Origin of the sequence: Pseudomonas sp. PDM10 (assembly GCF_014852295.1) — a bacterium.
In the GTDB taxonomy this organism is placed as follows: Bacteria; Pseudomonadota; Gammaproteobacteria; order Pseudomonadales; family Pseudomonadaceae; genus Aquipseudomonas.
In genome coordinates, this window is record NZ_JACVBJ010000003.1 from 86,172 (window position 1) to 99,801 (window position 13,630).

At 60.1% G+C, this 13,630-nt stretch carries 14 protein-coding genes; 7 read left to right on the forward strand and 7 right to left on the reverse strand.

Features of this window, described 5'->3' with window-relative positions; genetic code table 11:
* The first annotated feature begins 187 nt into the window (after positions 1 to 187).
* On the forward strand, positions 188 to 589 hold the full coding sequence (locus IB252_RS11500; RefSeq protein WP_192408723.1) for a GFA family protein: 402 nt from the start codon (positions 188 to 190) through the stop codon (positions 587 to 589).
* A 5-nt stretch (positions 590 to 594) separates the two neighbouring features.
* On the opposite strand, the gene IB252_RS11505 is transcribed toward IB252_RS11500, so the two are convergent.
* Positions 595 to 921 carry a DOPA 4,5-dioxygenase family protein gene (locus tag IB252_RS11505; protein WP_111448156.1) on the reverse strand — a complete coding sequence of 109 codons (327 nt, stop codon included), beginning with the start codon at positions 919 to 921 and terminating at the stop codon, positions 595 to 597.
* A gap of 82 nt (positions 922 to 1,003) precedes the next feature.
* On the opposite strand from IB252_RS11505, the gene IB252_RS11510 reads away from it, so the two are divergent.
* Positions 1,004 to 1,675, forward strand: a complete 672-nt coding sequence (locus tag IB252_RS11510; protein WP_008155653.1) for an NAD(P)-dependent oxidoreductase — start codon at positions 1,004 to 1,006, stop codon at positions 1,673 to 1,675.
* Here the strand turns inward: IB252_RS11510 and IB252_RS11515 are convergent.
* Positions 1,662 to 2,612, reverse strand: coding sequence for a choline sulfate utilization transcriptional regulator (locus tag IB252_RS11515; RefSeq protein ID WP_095126794.1), 951 nt, complete (start codon positions 2,610 to 2,612; stop codon positions 1,662 to 1,664). The genes IB252_RS11510 and IB252_RS11515 overlap by 14 nt on opposite strands.
* A 114-nt stretch (positions 2,613 to 2,726) precedes the next feature.
* Here IB252_RS11515 and betC point away from each other — a divergent pair, with 114 nt between their 5' ends.
* From betC to IB252_RS11530, 3 genes are all read left to right on the forward strand, one after another.
* Positions 2,727 to 4,241, forward strand: coding sequence for a choline-sulfatase (betC, locus tag IB252_RS11520; RefSeq protein ID WP_192408725.1), 1,515 nt, complete (start codon positions 2,727 to 2,729; stop codon positions 4,239 to 4,241).
* Between the two features lie 16 nt (positions 4,242 to 4,257).
* Complete coding sequence (gene choX / locus IB252_RS11525) at positions 4,258 to 5,178, forward strand: choline ABC transporter substrate-binding protein (protein WP_192408728.1); 921 nt, start codon at positions 4,258 to 4,260, stop codon at positions 5,176 to 5,178.
* A gap of 272 nt (positions 5,179 to 5,450) precedes the next feature.
* Entirely contained in the window at positions 5,451 to 7,019 is a 1,569-nt protein-coding gene (locus IB252_RS11530; RefSeq protein WP_192408730.1) for a SulP family inorganic anion transporter, read from the forward strand.
* Between the two features lie 90 nt (positions 7,020 to 7,109).
* Here IB252_RS11530 and aroE read toward each other — a convergent pair whose 3' ends face one another.
* Positions 7,110 to 7,931, reverse strand: a complete 822-nt coding sequence (gene aroE / locus IB252_RS11535) for a shikimate dehydrogenase (protein ID WP_192408733.1) — start codon at positions 7,929 to 7,931, stop codon at positions 7,110 to 7,112.
* A 13-nt stretch (positions 7,932 to 7,944) separates the two neighbouring features.
* Positions 7,945 to 8,859 (reverse strand): oxygen-dependent coproporphyrinogen oxidase, encoded by a 915-nt coding sequence (gene hemF, locus IB252_RS11540; RefSeq protein ID WP_192408735.1) that lies wholly within the window; start codon positions 8,857 to 8,859, stop codon positions 7,945 to 7,947.
* Between the two features lie 163 nt (positions 8,860 to 9,022).
* Here hemF and IB252_RS11545 point away from each other — a divergent pair, with 163 nt between their 5' ends.
* Positions 9,023 to 10,000 carry an NADPH:quinone reductase gene (locus IB252_RS11545; RefSeq protein WP_111448163.1) on the forward strand — a complete coding sequence of 326 codons (978 nt, stop codon included), beginning with the start codon at positions 9,023 to 9,025 and terminating at the stop codon, positions 9,998 to 10,000.
* Positions 10,001 to 10,116: 116 nt separating this feature from the next.
* On the opposite strand, the gene IB252_RS11550 is transcribed toward IB252_RS11545, so the two are convergent.
* The 3 genes from IB252_RS11550 to IB252_RS11560 all read right to left on the reverse strand — a co-directional run bounded on the left by IB252_RS11550 (position 10,117) and on the right by IB252_RS11560 (position 12,934).
* On the reverse strand, positions 10,117 to 10,674 hold the full coding sequence (locus IB252_RS11550) for an L-threonylcarbamoyladenylate synthase (protein ID WP_192408737.1): 558 nt from the start codon (positions 10,672 to 10,674) through the stop codon (positions 10,117 to 10,119).
* 54 nt (positions 10,675 to 10,728) lie between these two features.
* Positions 10,729 to 11,829, reverse strand: coding sequence for a DNA-processing protein DprA (gene dprA, locus IB252_RS11555; protein ID WP_192408739.1), 1,101 nt, complete (start codon positions 11,827 to 11,829; stop codon positions 10,729 to 10,731).
* 79 nt (positions 11,830 to 11,908) lie between these two features.
* The gene (locus IB252_RS11560; RefSeq protein WP_192408742.1) at positions 11,909 to 12,934 is read right to left on the reverse strand and encodes a LysM peptidoglycan-binding domain-containing protein; all 1,026 of its coding nucleotides are present in this window, start codon (positions 12,932 to 12,934) and stop codon (positions 11,909 to 11,911) included.
* A 171-nt stretch (positions 12,935 to 13,105) separates the two neighbouring features.
* On the opposite strand from IB252_RS11560, the gene def reads away from it, so the two are divergent.
* Positions 13,106 to 13,612 (forward strand): peptide deformylase, encoded by a 507-nt coding sequence (def, locus tag IB252_RS11565; protein WP_008155676.1) that lies wholly within the window; start codon positions 13,106 to 13,108, stop codon positions 13,610 to 13,612.
* The last annotated feature ends 18 nt before the right edge of the window (positions 13,613 to 13,630 follow it).

The window sequence follows — 13,630 nt, forward strand, 5'->3', positions numbered from 1 at the left end:
TCGCGGATGAAAGCATTGACCAGATGTGCAACCGGTCGTCGGACCGGGGCAGGGACGTTAAACCGAGTTGACGCCTTCGCGAGCAAGTCGAATCGTCGCACCGCCGCTCCCACATTGGAATGCGTTCCCCTGTGGGAGCGGGCTTGCTCGCGAAGACGTCGGAACATACGCAACAGGAGGAAACAGAATGGGCGAAGTTCATACGGGCGGCTGCCACTGCGGACATCTGCGCTATCAATTCAGCGGGCCTTTGCACGACATCGCCCACTGTCATTGTTCGATTTGCCGACGGGTCAGCGGCGGGATCGTGACCACCTGGATCACCGTGCCCGCCTCAGCCTTTGAATGGGTGAAAGGAACGCCAGCGCAGTACAACTCTTCAACCACCTGCGTGCGGTATTTCTGCGGCAACTGTGGGGCGCAGCTGGCGCTGGTCTCGCACCTGAGCCCGGACAGCATCGACGCGACCATCGCCACCCTCGATCATCCCGAGCACGCACCCGCCGAAAGGCATATCTGGACTGACAACCGACTGCCCTGGCTGCATCTGGATGAACATTTGCCCGGCGAAGCCGAGGAACAGTTGTAAACTGATCAAAAAACAGACAGATCCAGTGGCCGAATCGCGCCCATCCAGATCGCATGCTCGGTGTGGTCGAGCAGATCGTCGCCGGTGTCCGGGTGCAGGAACACCACCAAGCCTTTGCGGTTGAGCGCAAGCCAGGGCAGCACGTCACCGATGTATTGCGGCTCGAACGCCAACTGGCAGCTCCAGTCCGGGTGCGGGCCCACCGGCCGTTCATGGACGCGGCCCATCCTCACTGGAAACAGTTGCGCCGCCTGCTCACACAAGGCGCGCGCCTGAGGAAGGGTACTGGCGTCGAAGTAGACATGGGCGTGGTAGCCCTTGATCTGCTGCATTTGAAACCCTCTGAACCGAGTCGAACCGGCGTTGTTTCCCACAGGTCACACGCCATAGAGATAGGAAGAACGGAGCACGGCCATGAAAAATGCCGAAACCCCGGTGGTGAAAGTGGTGCTTTATGGTGCCATGAGTAGCCTAGGCAGTGCGCTGATGGCTGAAATGCTGCGGCGCCAACATGAAGTGATCGCGATTCTCGATGACCTGACGGCGCTCGCGCCGCGCCCGGGACTGCGGACCAAGACCGGCGATTTGTTCGACGCCAAGCGGGTCAAGCAGAGCGTCGCCGGGTGTTCGGCGGTGATCTGTCTGCTGGATGCACCCGGACTGCCGATGAACAGCGAGCACGTGGAAAAATCCATCGTGCCTGGCCCGGTCGAGCAAGTGCTGGCGGTGGATGCCCTGATCGATGGCATGCAGGCCTCAGGGATTGCCCGACTGTTTCTGGTCGGCGATTTCGAGGCACTGGACGATCCGGAGATAGAAGATCGACTGCAACGTCACGCCGCCGAAGAAATCCGCGAGGCCCTGCAAAGTAGCACCTTGCACTGGACGCTGGTGAATGCGCCACGCGGGGTGCCTGGGCTGACCATCGAACATTTCAGCCACGTCAGCAGCAGCCTGGAGCCGGGCCTCGCCGAACCGCTTGGACGGTTGAGCCGGGTGGCTGTGGGGATTGCCGATGAGTTGCGGTTGAACCTGCATGTCGGCGAACACGTGACCTTCGTCGCGACCGAGGCTATACAGCAATAGACGGTAGCGGCAGGCCATTCAGCGATTGCGCACTGCTGGCCTGCTCAGCCATCAGCCAGTCCACAAACTGTTGAATCAGCGCGCCACGCCGTTTTCGCTGGGGCAGGACCACGTAGTAGCCGAGCCTGGAGATCACCGTTTCCGCAATCGGTCGGCACAACAAACCTTGCGCCAGCAAGTTATCCACAAGGTGCCGCCACCCAATCGCCACCCCTTGGCCGCCAATCGCCGCTTGAATCAACAGCGTGTAATTGTCGAAGCGCAATTGCCCTGGCGCCGGTGCCGAAGCGATCCCCAATTCCCGAAATACGCCGCTCCAGTCGAACCAGTTACTGCTGTTCTCGCCGCGAAGGTGCAGCAGCGGGAACTCGAGCAATGACTGGGATGGCAAGGGCAGGGGGCGATCCTTCAACAGCAGCGGGCTGCACACCGGAAACACTTCTTCGCTGAACAGCCAATGGCTTTCGCCCTGTTTGAATCGGCCATCCCCAAACAACACCGCCACATCAATATCAGTGCGCAGCATGTTGAGGCTGCGTTCGCTGGTGACCAGGCTGACATCCACTTGAGGATTGGCGGCATGGAAGCGGTGCAGGCGCGGCATCAACCAATACGCGGCGAAGGCGAAATCGGTGGCGACCTGCAACACTTCATGTTGATGCTGTGCGCTGATCGCGCTCAACCCTGCGTCGATATTCTGCAATCCGAGCTGAACCTGCTCAAACAGGATCGTCCCGGCCTCGGTCAGTTCGATGCCGCGATAGATCCGGTCGAACAGCCGCGTCCCGAGTTGTTCTTCCAACCGTTTGATCTGCTGGCTGATGGCCGGTTGCGTGGTGCCAAGCTCCACGGCGGCCGCGGTGAAGCTGCGCTGACGGGCCGCCGCTTCAAAGGCACGAAGCAAATCCAGAGACAAATCACCAAGGGCGTCATACATAAGCTGTGCTTATCCTAGTCATTGCCGCGCATGGGCTTTACCACAAATTGCTTGGGCTACATGCTCGATCGCAGCACTCTCGCATAAATATTCACTATGGAATGCCGCGATCACATGAAGCGCAAGAATATTCTTTTAATCATGGCCGATCAGATGGCCGCGCCAATGTTGCCGTTCTACGGCCCTTCGCCCATCAAACTGCCGAATCTCAGCCGCCTCGCCACCCAAGGCGTGGTGTTCGACGCCGCTTATTGCAACAGCCCATTGTGCGCGCCGTCGCGTTTTACCCTGGTCAGCGGTCAGTTGCCGAGCAAGATCGGCGCCTACGACAACGCGGCCGATTTCCCCGCCGACGTACCGACTTATGCCCACTACCTGCGTCGACTCGGCTACCGCACCGCGCTGTCGGGCAAGATGCATTTCTGCGGTCCGGATCAGCTGCATGGTTATGAAGAACGCCTGACCAGCGACATCTACCCGGCCGATTACGGCTGGTCTGTGAACTGGGACGAGCCAGACGTGCGTCCAACCTGGTTTCACAATATGTCGTCGGTGCTGCAGGCCGGGCCGTGCGTACGCACCAATCAGCTGGATTTCGACGAAGAAGTGGTGTTCAAGGCTCAACAGTACTTGTTCGATCACATCCGCGAGGATGGCGATCAGCCGTTCTGCCTGACCGTTTCGATGACTCACCCACACGACCCGTACACCATCCCCAAGGCCTTCTGGGATATGTACGACGACGCCGACATCCCGTTGCCTGAAACCCCGGCGCAGACCGAACTTGATCCGCATTCCCAGCGTTTACTCAAAGTTTACGACCTGTGGGACAAACCACTGCCTGTGGATAAGATTCGCGATGCACGCCGTGCGTACTTCGGTGCGTGCAGCTATATCGACAGCAACGTCGGCAAACTCCTGCAAACACTCGAGGAAACCGGCCTGATCGACGACACCATCATCGTATTCTCCGGCGACCACGGCGACATGCTCGGCGAGCGTGGGCTCTGGTACAAAATGCACTGGTACGAAATGGCCGCCCGTGTGCCGCTGTTGATCAGTGCGCCGGGGCAATTCGGGGCTGGCCGGGTCAGCGCGGCGGTGTCCACTGCCGATCTGTTGCCGACCTTCGTCGAACTGGCCGGCGGCTCGCTGGAGCCGGGGCTGCCGCTGGACGGCCGCTCACTGGTCTCGCACCTGCAAGGGCAGGGCGGTCATGACGAGGTCTTCGGCGAGTACATGGCTGAAGGCACTATCAGCCCGCTGATGATGATTCGCCGTGGCGCCTACAAATTCATCTACAGCGAAGACGACCCTTGCCTACTCTTCGACGTACACAACGACCCGCGCGAACTGGAAGAACTCAGCCAGTCGCCGCAACATCAGTCGCTTTTCGATGAATTTCTCGCCGAAGCCCGGGCCAAATGGGATATCCCGGCGATCCACCAACAGGTGCTCGCCAGCCAACGACGCCGACGTTTCGTCGCCAAGGCATTAACCATCGGCAAGCTGAAGAGCTGGGATCACCAGCCGCTGGTGGACGCCAGTCAGCAGTACATGCGCAACCACATCGACCTCGACGATCTGGAGCGTAAAGCACGTTATCCACAACCCTGCCAAAACCAATAATGTTAAGGGGAATGCCATGCGTAGGTTATCCACAGCAATGACGGTCGGGCTTCTGGCTCTGGGCAGTGCATCGGCGTATGCCGAGCAGAGTTGCGAGACGGTGAAAATGGCCGACCCTGGCTGGAGCGACATTGCCGCCACCAACGCCATCACCGGGTTTCTGCTGGACGGCATGGGCTATAAGGCCAAGGTCGACACACTTGCAGTGCCGATCACCTTTGGCGGCTTGAAAGATGGTCAGGTCGACGTGTTTCTCGGTAACTGGATGCCGGCGCAACAGGGCTTCTACGACAAGTTCGTGGCCACCGGCGATGTCACGCAACTGGCGAAGAACCTCGACGGCACCGAATTCACCCTCGCGGTCCCGGATTACGTCTGGGACGCGGGTGTGCATAACTTTTCCGACCTGAACAAGTACGCCGACAAGTTCGACAAGAAGATCTACGGCATCGGCTCCGGCGCTCCCGCCAACATCTCGCTGCAGGAAATCATCAAGAAGAACGACTTCGACATGGGCCAGTGGAAACTGGTCGAGTCCAGCGAGCAGGCGATGCTGGCCGAAGTGTCTCGCGCGGTGAAAAAACAGAAGTTCGTGACCTTCCTCGGCTGGACCCCGCACCCGATGAACGTGCAACTGAAAATGCATTATCTCAAGGGCGGCGAGAAGTACTTCGGCGATACCGGCAGCGTTCATACGCTGACCCGCAAAGGTTATGCACAGGCCTGCCCGAACGTCGGCAAACTGCTCACCAACCTGAGTTTCACCCAGGAAATGGAGAACAGCATCATGGCCGAGGTGGTGAACAAGAAGGTCAGCAATACTGATGCGGCGAAGGCGTGGATCAAGGCGAATCCGGCGGTGCTGGATAAGTGGCTGGACGGGGTGAAGACCGTGGATGGGAAGGATGCGTTGCCAGCGGTGAAAGCGAAGCTTTGATCGGGTGATGCTGGATTCTGTGTCTGGTTCAGGATCGACCCCTCACCCCAGCCCTCTCCCCACGGGGGAGAGGGGGAAAGGGGGAAAGGGGGCCGATCTGTGTTGTTATTAAATCTGGTGTTCGACTCGGTAATTCAGGTCGCAGGATTCCTTACTGTCACCTCGGTCAGTCCCCTCGCCCCTCTGGGGAGAGGGTTAGGGTGAGGGGTGGATTCATCTGACACTCCTCACAACCCTGCTACCCTTGCGCAAAATCTCACCCGAGAGGACCCATGGCCTTTCCAAGCCGCCATTCGCTCTTCCCCTTCCTCAGCTGGATGCCTCGGCAAACCCGCGCCAGTGTCGGTCGTGACCTGATTGTCGGTCTCAGCGGCGCGATTCTCGCGTTGCCGCAATCCATTGCCTACGCGCTGATCGCCGGTCTCCCACCTGAATACGGTCTGTACGCGGCGATTATCCCGGTGCTGATCGCCTGTCTCTGGGGGTCTTCGTGGCATTTGATCTGCGGTCCTACGGCGGCGATTTCTATCGTCTTGTACGCCAGCGTCAGTCCTCTGGCCGTTCCGGCGTCAGAGGACTACGTCACCCTGATCCTGTTGCTGACGCTGCTTGCCGGCATTTTCCAGTGGCTGCTCGGTTTGCTGCGCTTCGGCGCCTTGGTGAATTTCGTCTCGCACTCGGTGGTGCTGGGTTTCACCCTCGGCGCGGCGGTGGTGATTGCCATCGGCCAACTGCCGAATTTGTTGGGGCTGGATTTGCCCAACCAGGCAACAGCGCTGAACAGCTTGATGATGCTCTTCAGTCACCTCGGCGAAGTGGATAAACCGTCGTTGATGCTGGGCCTGGCGACCGTCGTCGTGGGCGTGATCCTCAAATTGTTCCTGCCACGCTGGCCGACGCTATTGATCACCCTGGTGCTGAGCGGATTGCTGGTCTGGCTCTGGCCATCGATGTTCAGTCATGTGAAGTTGGTCAGTGCGTTTGTCGGGCGGCTGCCGCCCTTCAGCCCGCTGCCGCTGGATCTGGACCTGATTCTGCGCTTGTTACCCAGTGCGGTGGCGGTGGGCATGCTCGGGCTGGTCACCAGTCTGTCGATTGCCCGATCCTTGTCGGCCCGCTCCCAGCAGTTGCTCGACGCCAATCAGGAAGTCCGCGCCCAGGGTTTGTCGAACATGGTCGGTGCGTTTTTTTCCGGATCGCTGTCAGCCGGTTCCTTCACCCGCTCGGGCCTGAGCTACGAAGCGGGCGCCTGCTCGCCGATGGCCGGGGTTTTTTCGGCGGTGTGGGTGGCGATGTTCGCCATCTTCGGCGCGAATTTGATCGCGCACATTCCGATCCCGGCCATGGCCGGCAGCATTTTGTTGATCGCCTGGGGGCTGGTGGATCATCGCGGTATTCGCGCGTTGTTGCGGGTCAGCCGCGCCGAATTCCTGGTCATGGCGCTGACCTGTGTCGCCACGCTGCTGCTGGAGTTGCAGACCGCGATCTACGCCGGAGTGCTGGCTTCGCTGTTCTTCTACCTCAAACGCACCTCGCAACCGCGGGTCCAGCATTGGCAGGATGGGGATGAAGACATTCTGCGGGTTGGCGGTTCGATCTTTTTCGGCGCCAGCCATTACCTGCAAGTACGCCTGCAGCGGATGCACGGCGCACGCGTGGTGATCGAAGCGCAGCAGATCAACTTCATCGACTATTCAGGCGTGGAGATGCTGCACCAGGAAGCGCGGCGGCTATTGCGCCAGGATCGCACCCTGACCCTGCGGCGCGCGCGGCCGCAGGTGGTGGAAGAGTTGCGGAAGCTGGAAGGGGCGGAGAAATGCCCGATCCGGTTTGAGGACTGATCTGAAATCGGTGTCGCGGCCATTCGCGAGCAAGCCCGCTCCCACAGGTTTTCGGTGATCCTTGTGGGAGCGGGCTTGCTCGCGAAGCTTTTAAAGGGCCAACTGCCGACGCAACTCGGCCAGCACCGGCGCCGTATCCGGGCGCACACCGCGCCACAGGAAGAAGGCTTCTGCCGCTTGTTCAGCGAGCATCCCCAAGCCATCCATCGATACCGCCGCGCCATGTTCACTGGCCCAACGGCAGAACGAGGTCGGCTCCTTGCCGTACATCATGTCGTAGCACACCGTTTTTCCCGGCTCGATCAAACTGCTGGCAATCGGCGGTACATCCCCTGACAGACTGGCGGACGTCGCGTTAATGATCAGGTCCACCGACTCCTTCAACCAATCAAAACCACTGGCCGACACCGGCCCCAGGTCGGCGAACAATTCCGCCAACAGTTCGGCTTTTTCCACCGTGCGGTTGGCGATGATCACCGAGGCGGGTTGCTCGGCCAGCAACGGCTCCAGCGCGCCGCGCACCGCACCGCCGGCACCGAGCAGCAGGATGCGCTTGCCCTTGAGGCTGAAACCGGCGTTGACCGTCAGGTCCCGCACCAGTCCGGCGCCATCGGTGTTATCGCCCAGCAGGCTGCCATCGGCCAGTTTGCTCAGGGTGTTCACCGCACCGGCGCGTTGCGCCCGCGCCGTCAGACTGTTCGCCAGACGATAGGCTTCTTCCTTGAACGGCACCGTCACATTCGCCCCGCGACCTTCGAGGAAAAACGTCCGGGCGCAGGTGGAAAAATCGTCGAGGGGCGCCAGCAACGTGCTGTATTCCAGTTTTTGAGCCGTCTGCTCGGCGAACAGACGGTGGATCAACGGCGACTTGCTGTGGCCAATCGGGTTACCGAATACGACGTAACGGTCCATCAGAATTCCTCGTTCAGGCCTTGGCCAACCAATCACGGTCTTGCAGGAAGTACTCGGTCAGCCGTGCTTCTTCGCTGCCCGGCTCGGCTTTCCAATCGTAACTCCAGCGAACTTGCGGCGGCAGGGACATCAGGATCGACTCGGTACGCCCACCCGATTGCAGACCGAACAGCGTGCCGCGATCGTAGACCAGGTTGAACTCAACGTAGCGCCCACGGCGGAATTCCTGGAATTCACGCTGTTTGGCGGTAAACGCATCGTTTTTACGGCGCTGCACGATCGGTAGGTAAGCGTCGATGAACGCATCACCGATGGCACGCATGAAGGCGAAACAAGTGTCGAAGTCCCACTCGTTCAAGTCATCAAAGAACAGGCCGCCGATGCCGCGCGGCTCGTGGCGATGCTTGATGTGGAAGTAGCTGTCGCACCAGGCCTTGTAGCGCGAGTAAACGTCCGGACCGAACGGCGCGCAGGCCTGCTCGGCGACGCGGTGCCAATGCACGCAGTCTTCTTCATTGCCGTAGTAAGGGGTCAGGTCGAAGCCACCGCCGAACCACCAGACCGGTTCTTCGCCTTCTTTTTCAGCAATGAAAAAGCGCACGTTGGCGTGGGACGTCGGCACATGCGGGTTGTGCGGGTGAATGACCAAAGAGACGCCAAGGGCTTCGAAGCCACGGCCGGCCAGTTCTGGCCGATGGGCGCTGGCGGACGGTGGGAGGCCGCTGCCGAAGACGTGGGAAAAGTTGACGCCGCCCTTTTCGATGACCGCGCCGTTTTCGATCACCCGGGTGCGACCGCCACCACCGGCAGGCCGGGTCCAGGCGTCTTCGACGAACTGCGTGCCGCCGTCTTCAGCTTCGAGGGCCGCGCAAATACGGTCTTGCAGGTCGAGCAGGTAGGCTTTTACGGCCTCGGTGCGGGTCGTCATGTCATCACCTTGAATCGGGCAAAGCTACGCGGCGCTCCATGGGAGCGGGGCCGGCGCAAATGGGCGCGTAGCATAACATCGCAGATGGGCCTGCCGCAGTTGACGAAGATCATGGTTAGGAGTCCGATAGGGAGCTTCGCAAGACGACCTAAGGAGAGTTCTGATGGCAAAGCGTATCCAGTTCCGCGCCCATGGCGGCCCCGAAGTGCTCGAATATGTTGACTACCAACCCGCCGAGCCCGGCCCGCAGCAGGTTCGCGTCACCAATAAGGCCATCGGCCTGAATTTCATCGACACCTATTACCGCAGCGGTCTCTATGCACCGCCAGCCCTGCCATCGGGCCTGGGCTCGGAAGGTGCGGGCGTGGTCGAGGCGGTGGGCAGTGAAGTCACCCGGTTCAAAGTGGGTGATCGCGTGGCGTATGGCAGCGGTCCGTTGGGCGCTTACAGCGACGTTCACGTGTTGCCGGAGGCCAATCTGGTGCATCTGCCGGACGCGATCAGCTTCGAACAGGCCGCCGGCGTAATGCTCAAGGGCCTGACCGTGCAGTACCTGTTGCGTCAGACCTATGAACTCAAAGGTGGCGAAACCATCCTGTTTCACGCTGCAGCGGGTGGCGTCGGCTCCCTGGCTTGCCAATGGGCCAAGGCCTTGGGCGTGAAGTTGATCGGCACGGTCAGCTCACCGGAGAAAGCTGCGCTGGCCAAGGCCAACGGCGCTTGGGCAACCATCGATTACAGCCATGAAAACGTCGCACAGCGCGTACTGGAATTGACTGACGGGAAAAAAGTCCCGGTGGTGTACGACGGTGTGGGCAAGGACACTTGGCTGACTTCGCTGGATAGCGCGGCGCCTCGCGGTCTGGTGGTGAGCTTCGGAAATGCGTCGGGCGCGGTAGACGGGGTGAACCTGGGGATTCTGTCGGCGAAGGGTTCGTTGTACGTGACCCGCCCGACCCTGGCGACTTACGCCAACAATGCTGAAAACCTGCAGCGTATGGCGGATGAACTGTTCGAGATGATCATCAGCGGCAAGCTGAAAGTGGACATTAGCCAGAAGTATCCGTTGGCCGAAGCGGCGAAGGCGCAGACCGAGTTGTCGGCGCGACGTACGACTGGTTCGACTGTTTTGTTGCCTTGAGGACGCCATCGCGAGCAGGCTCGCTCCCACAGTGGATCGGCGTCGAACACGAAATCCGTGTTCACTGAAGATCTAATGTGGGAGCGAGCCTGCTCGCGATTGGCTGCGCCGCGGTGTCAGTCCGGGCGCACCACGTTGCCCGTCGCCAGATCCCGAATCACGCTCGGATTCTTGCGCCCACCCAGATTCCCACCCAACACGTAATCCACCTGCCCACGGAAATACTGCTCGACGCGAATCCGCGTCCGCGCCGCCGGTTGGCCCTGCGGGTTGGCCGACGTTGAAACCAACGGCCCGACCACCGCGCACAAATCCCGCACCAACGGGTGATCGCTGACCCGCAGCGCCACCGTTTCATGCACGCCGGTAATCCACTGCGGCAACATATTCTGATGCGGCACCAGCCAGGTGTTCGGCCCTGGCCAGGTGCTGGCCATGCGATCCATCCACAATTCAGGAAAGTCTTCGAAGAGGAAGTCGAACTGGCGAATGTTGTCGGCCACCAGAATCAACCCTTTTTCCACCGACCGACCCTTGATCGCCAGCAGACGATAGACCGCCTCTTCGTCCCACGGGTCGCACCCCAGACCCCAGACCGCCTCGGTTGGGTAGGCAATCACCGCGCCTGCGCGAATGGCTCGTGCGGCTTGTTGCACACGCCAACTGTTGACCATGAAAAACTCTCCGGAATAAGGCTCTGCGCAGTTTACCGATCTTCCTTATAAAACCTAGCTCACCCGCGCAAACCAACGCCCGCTTTCGCAGACCGCCCGGCCGTCCATTTCCAGCTCCGTCAGCGCTGCCAGCACTTTGGGCAATGCCCAGCCGCTGGAGGCGCACAACGCTTCACTGGTGTGGGGCGCGGCATGCAGCAGCATGAGCAACGGATGTGTCACCGCTGGTGTCGCTGTGGATAACGGCAACTGCTGCCAGCCGCGCAACGCTTCAAGGATATGCTCGATGGTTTCCACCAGCACCGCACCGTCGCGGATCAGCTGATGACACCCTTTTGCGCCGGGGTGATGAATCGACCCGGGAATCGCATACACCTCGCGCCCTTGTTCCGCCGCCAGCCTCGCGGTGATCAACGAACCGCTTGCGACACTCGCCTCGACCACCAGCACGCCGAGGGATAAACCGCTGATGATCCGATTGCGCCGGGGGAAGTTACTGGCGGTCGGTCCGGCGTCCAGCGGGAACTCCGAAAGCACTGCGCTGCCCGAGGCAATCATCGCGTCTGCCAGCCGTCGATTGCGCTGTGGATAAAACTTTTCAAGTCCCGTGCCAAGTACACCGACCGTTCGCCCGCCCACGTCCAAAGCGGCTTGATGGGCGGCAGCATCGATGCCCAGCGCCAGACCGCTGGTAATGACAAACCCGGCGCCGGCCAGACTGCGGGAAAAGGCGGCGGCGGTGTCCATGCCCGGCCGCGAAGCGCGACGGCTACCGACCATCGCCAGTTGCGGTTTTTCCAGAATGCCGGGATCGCCCGCCACGAATAACAGCGGCGGCGCATCACTGATTTCCGCCAGCAGTGCCGGGTAGTCCGGTTGGTCCCACATCAGTAAATGCTGGCCCGGACGCTCTAACCAGGCCAAAGCATGGCTCGCGCCATCGCGGATTTCACTGGAGCGCCTGGCCTCCGCACAAGCGAGGGGCAAACCCAACGAACGCCAGGCACTGGCCGGTGCGCTGATAGCCTTGGACGCCGAGCCGAAGGCCTCAAGCAATTTCTTGAATCGCACAGGACCGAGTTCCGGCAGGCGATGCAAACGTAAACGAGCTTCCAGTTCCGCAGGGGAAACCGGTGCAAAAGCAGACAGCGACATGGATCATCCTTGATCGTTATGAGCCCCGTTCAAACGGGAATAAGCTGTGGATAACTCTGTTGGTAACTTGTGGAGCCTGTTAAGGATTTCGCACCTTGTCCAGCACCGCCAGGGAGCGTGATGCGTAGAGCACCAGCCCGTAGCTGAGCTTGTCATAGGTGCGGAAAACCATCAGCAGACCGGCGCGCTCATCCGGGATTTTCAGTGGCTGACCGGTGATCCGGTCACGCACGGTTTCACCGGTTTTCAACACCACCAACACGTTGCCTTCGACCAAGCCATCGCGCTGGCCCTTGTTCAGGGTGACCACATCCATCGCGCCAATTTGGGTAACCCCGCGCGGCACGTCGATGATCAACCCGTTGATCTGGTTTTTTGGCGCACTGGGCATGAAGGTCGAGTTGATGGAGCGCTCTTCACCGCTGAACAAGCGGTCACCGAGGCGGACTTCCTGGGTGGTGCGTTGCAGCGCCAGGGTGGCAACGTCGCCTTCGGTGGCCACAATCTCGCCACCGCCGATGTCGTCGGCGTTGATCCCCAAAAACTCTTTACTCACAGGGTCGATGTAGACCTTGCCCTGACGGAAGATGCCGTAAACCGGTTGAGCCGGGTCGAAATGGCCGCGAGCGAAGATTCGGTCACCGGTGCCACTGAGCACACGTTCGGCATCGCCGGCGACGATATAAGGCGCCTTGTCGAAGTCCTCGACCTTGTCGACGATGCGGTTGCTCAGCAGAAAGCTGTTGATCGATTCCAGCGGAATACTCGGGATCGCATTGGCAACCGGGCTACTGCGGATGCGTGGCGACAGCTTGATGGTGCCCCGGGACGCGCCACGGTTGAGGGTCAGGCGTGGTTGCCCATTGACGTAGACCAGCGACAGCGAGTCGCCGGGATAGATGAGATTGGGATTTTCGATTTGTGGATTGGCCTGCCAGAGCTCCGGCCATTTCCACGGCTCACGAAGGAATTTCCCCGATATGTCCCAGAGTGTGTCACCGGATTCCACGGTGTATTGCTGTGGAAAACCTTCCTTGAGTTGCACTTGCCCGTGCGCCAAACCGGCCGAGGCCAGAAGGAGCAAGGCGAGTAGTGATTTCCTCATGCGGTGAATCCCTTTATTATGTGCATTCGCGTAGAACGCCAGAGCCCTCGTGGCTCGCTCCTGATTCTTTACCAAAAAGAGAAGGAGCTACGTTTTACAACGGTAGCCTGCATCTTCGGACCCGCCAGGCCATCGACCCGACATTACCTCACATGTGCAGCAATTGAGCTTATGGCCATTTTAGACATCCTCGAATTCCCCGATTCGCGCCTGCGCACTATCGCCAAACCAGTGGCCGTAGTGGACGACGAAGTGCGTCAGTTGGTCGATGATATGTTTGAAACAATGTATGAAGCGCCAGGCATCGGCCTCGCCGCGACCCAGGTCAACGTGCACAAACGTATCGTCGTGATGGACCTCTCCGAAGACCGCAGCGAACCGCGGGTGTTCATCAACCCCGAGTTCGAAACCCTGACCGACGAGATGGAGCAATACCAGGAAGGCTGCCTCTCGGTGCCGGGCTTCTACGAAAACGTCGATCGCCCACAGAAGGTCAAGGTCAAGGCCCTGGACCGCGACGGCCAGCCTTACGAACTGATCGCCGAAGGCCTGCTCGCCGTGTGCATCCAGCATGAATGCGACCACCTGAATGGCAAATTGTTCGTCGACTACCTGTCCAATCTCAAACGCGACCGAATCAAGAAGAAACTGGAAAAGCTCCATCGCCAGAACGCTTGATGCCCTCCTTTCAAAGGC

Excerpts from the sequence above, each read along its gene's own strand:
- IB252_RS11500 (WP_192408723.1), top strand. The coding sequence starts at position 188 with ATGGGCGAAGTTCATACGGGCGGCTGCCACTGCGGACATCTGCGCTAT.
- IB252_RS11505 (WP_111448156.1), bottom strand. The coding sequence starts at position 921 with ATGCAGCAGATCAAGGGCTACCACGCCCATGTCTACTTCGACGCCAGT.
- IB252_RS11510 (WP_008155653.1), top strand. The coding sequence starts at position 1,004 with ATGAAAAATGCCGAAACCCCGGTGGTGAAAGTGGTGCTTTATGGTGCC.
- IB252_RS11515 (WP_095126794.1), bottom strand. The coding sequence starts at position 2,612 with ATGTATGACGCCCTTGGTGATTTGTCTCTGGATTTGCTTCGTGCCTTT.
- betC (WP_192408725.1), top strand. The coding sequence starts at position 2,727 with ATGAAGCGCAAGAATATTCTTTTAATCATGGCCGATCAGATGGCCGCG.
- choX (WP_192408728.1), top strand. The coding sequence starts at position 4,258 with ATGCGTAGGTTATCCACAGCAATGACGGTCGGGCTTCTGGCTCTGGGC.
- IB252_RS11530 (WP_192408730.1), top strand. The coding sequence starts at position 5,451 with ATGGCCTTTCCAAGCCGCCATTCGCTCTTCCCCTTCCTCAGCTGGATG.
- aroE (WP_192408733.1), bottom strand. The coding sequence starts at position 7,931 with ATGGACCGTTACGTCGTATTCGGTAACCCGATTGGCCACAGCAAGTCG.
- hemF (WP_192408735.1), bottom strand. The coding sequence starts at position 8,859 with ATGACGACCCGCACCGAGGCCGTAAAAGCCTACCTGCTCGACCTGCAA.
- IB252_RS11545 (WP_111448163.1), top strand. The coding sequence starts at position 9,023 with ATGGCAAAGCGTATCCAGTTCCGCGCCCATGGCGGCCCCGAAGTGCTC.
- IB252_RS11550 (WP_192408737.1), bottom strand. The coding sequence starts at position 10,674 with ATGGTCAACAGTTGGCGTGTGCAACAAGCCGCACGAGCCATTCGCGCA.
- dprA (WP_192408739.1), bottom strand. The coding sequence starts at position 11,829 with ATGTCGCTGTCTGCTTTTGCACCGGTTTCCCCTGCGGAACTGGAAGCT.
- IB252_RS11560 (WP_192408742.1), bottom strand. The coding sequence starts at position 12,934 with ATGAGGAAATCACTACTCGCCTTGCTCCTTCTGGCCTCGGCCGGTTTG.
- def (WP_008155676.1), top strand. The coding sequence starts at position 13,106 with ATGGCCATTTTAGACATCCTCGAATTCCCCGATTCGCGCCTGCGCACT.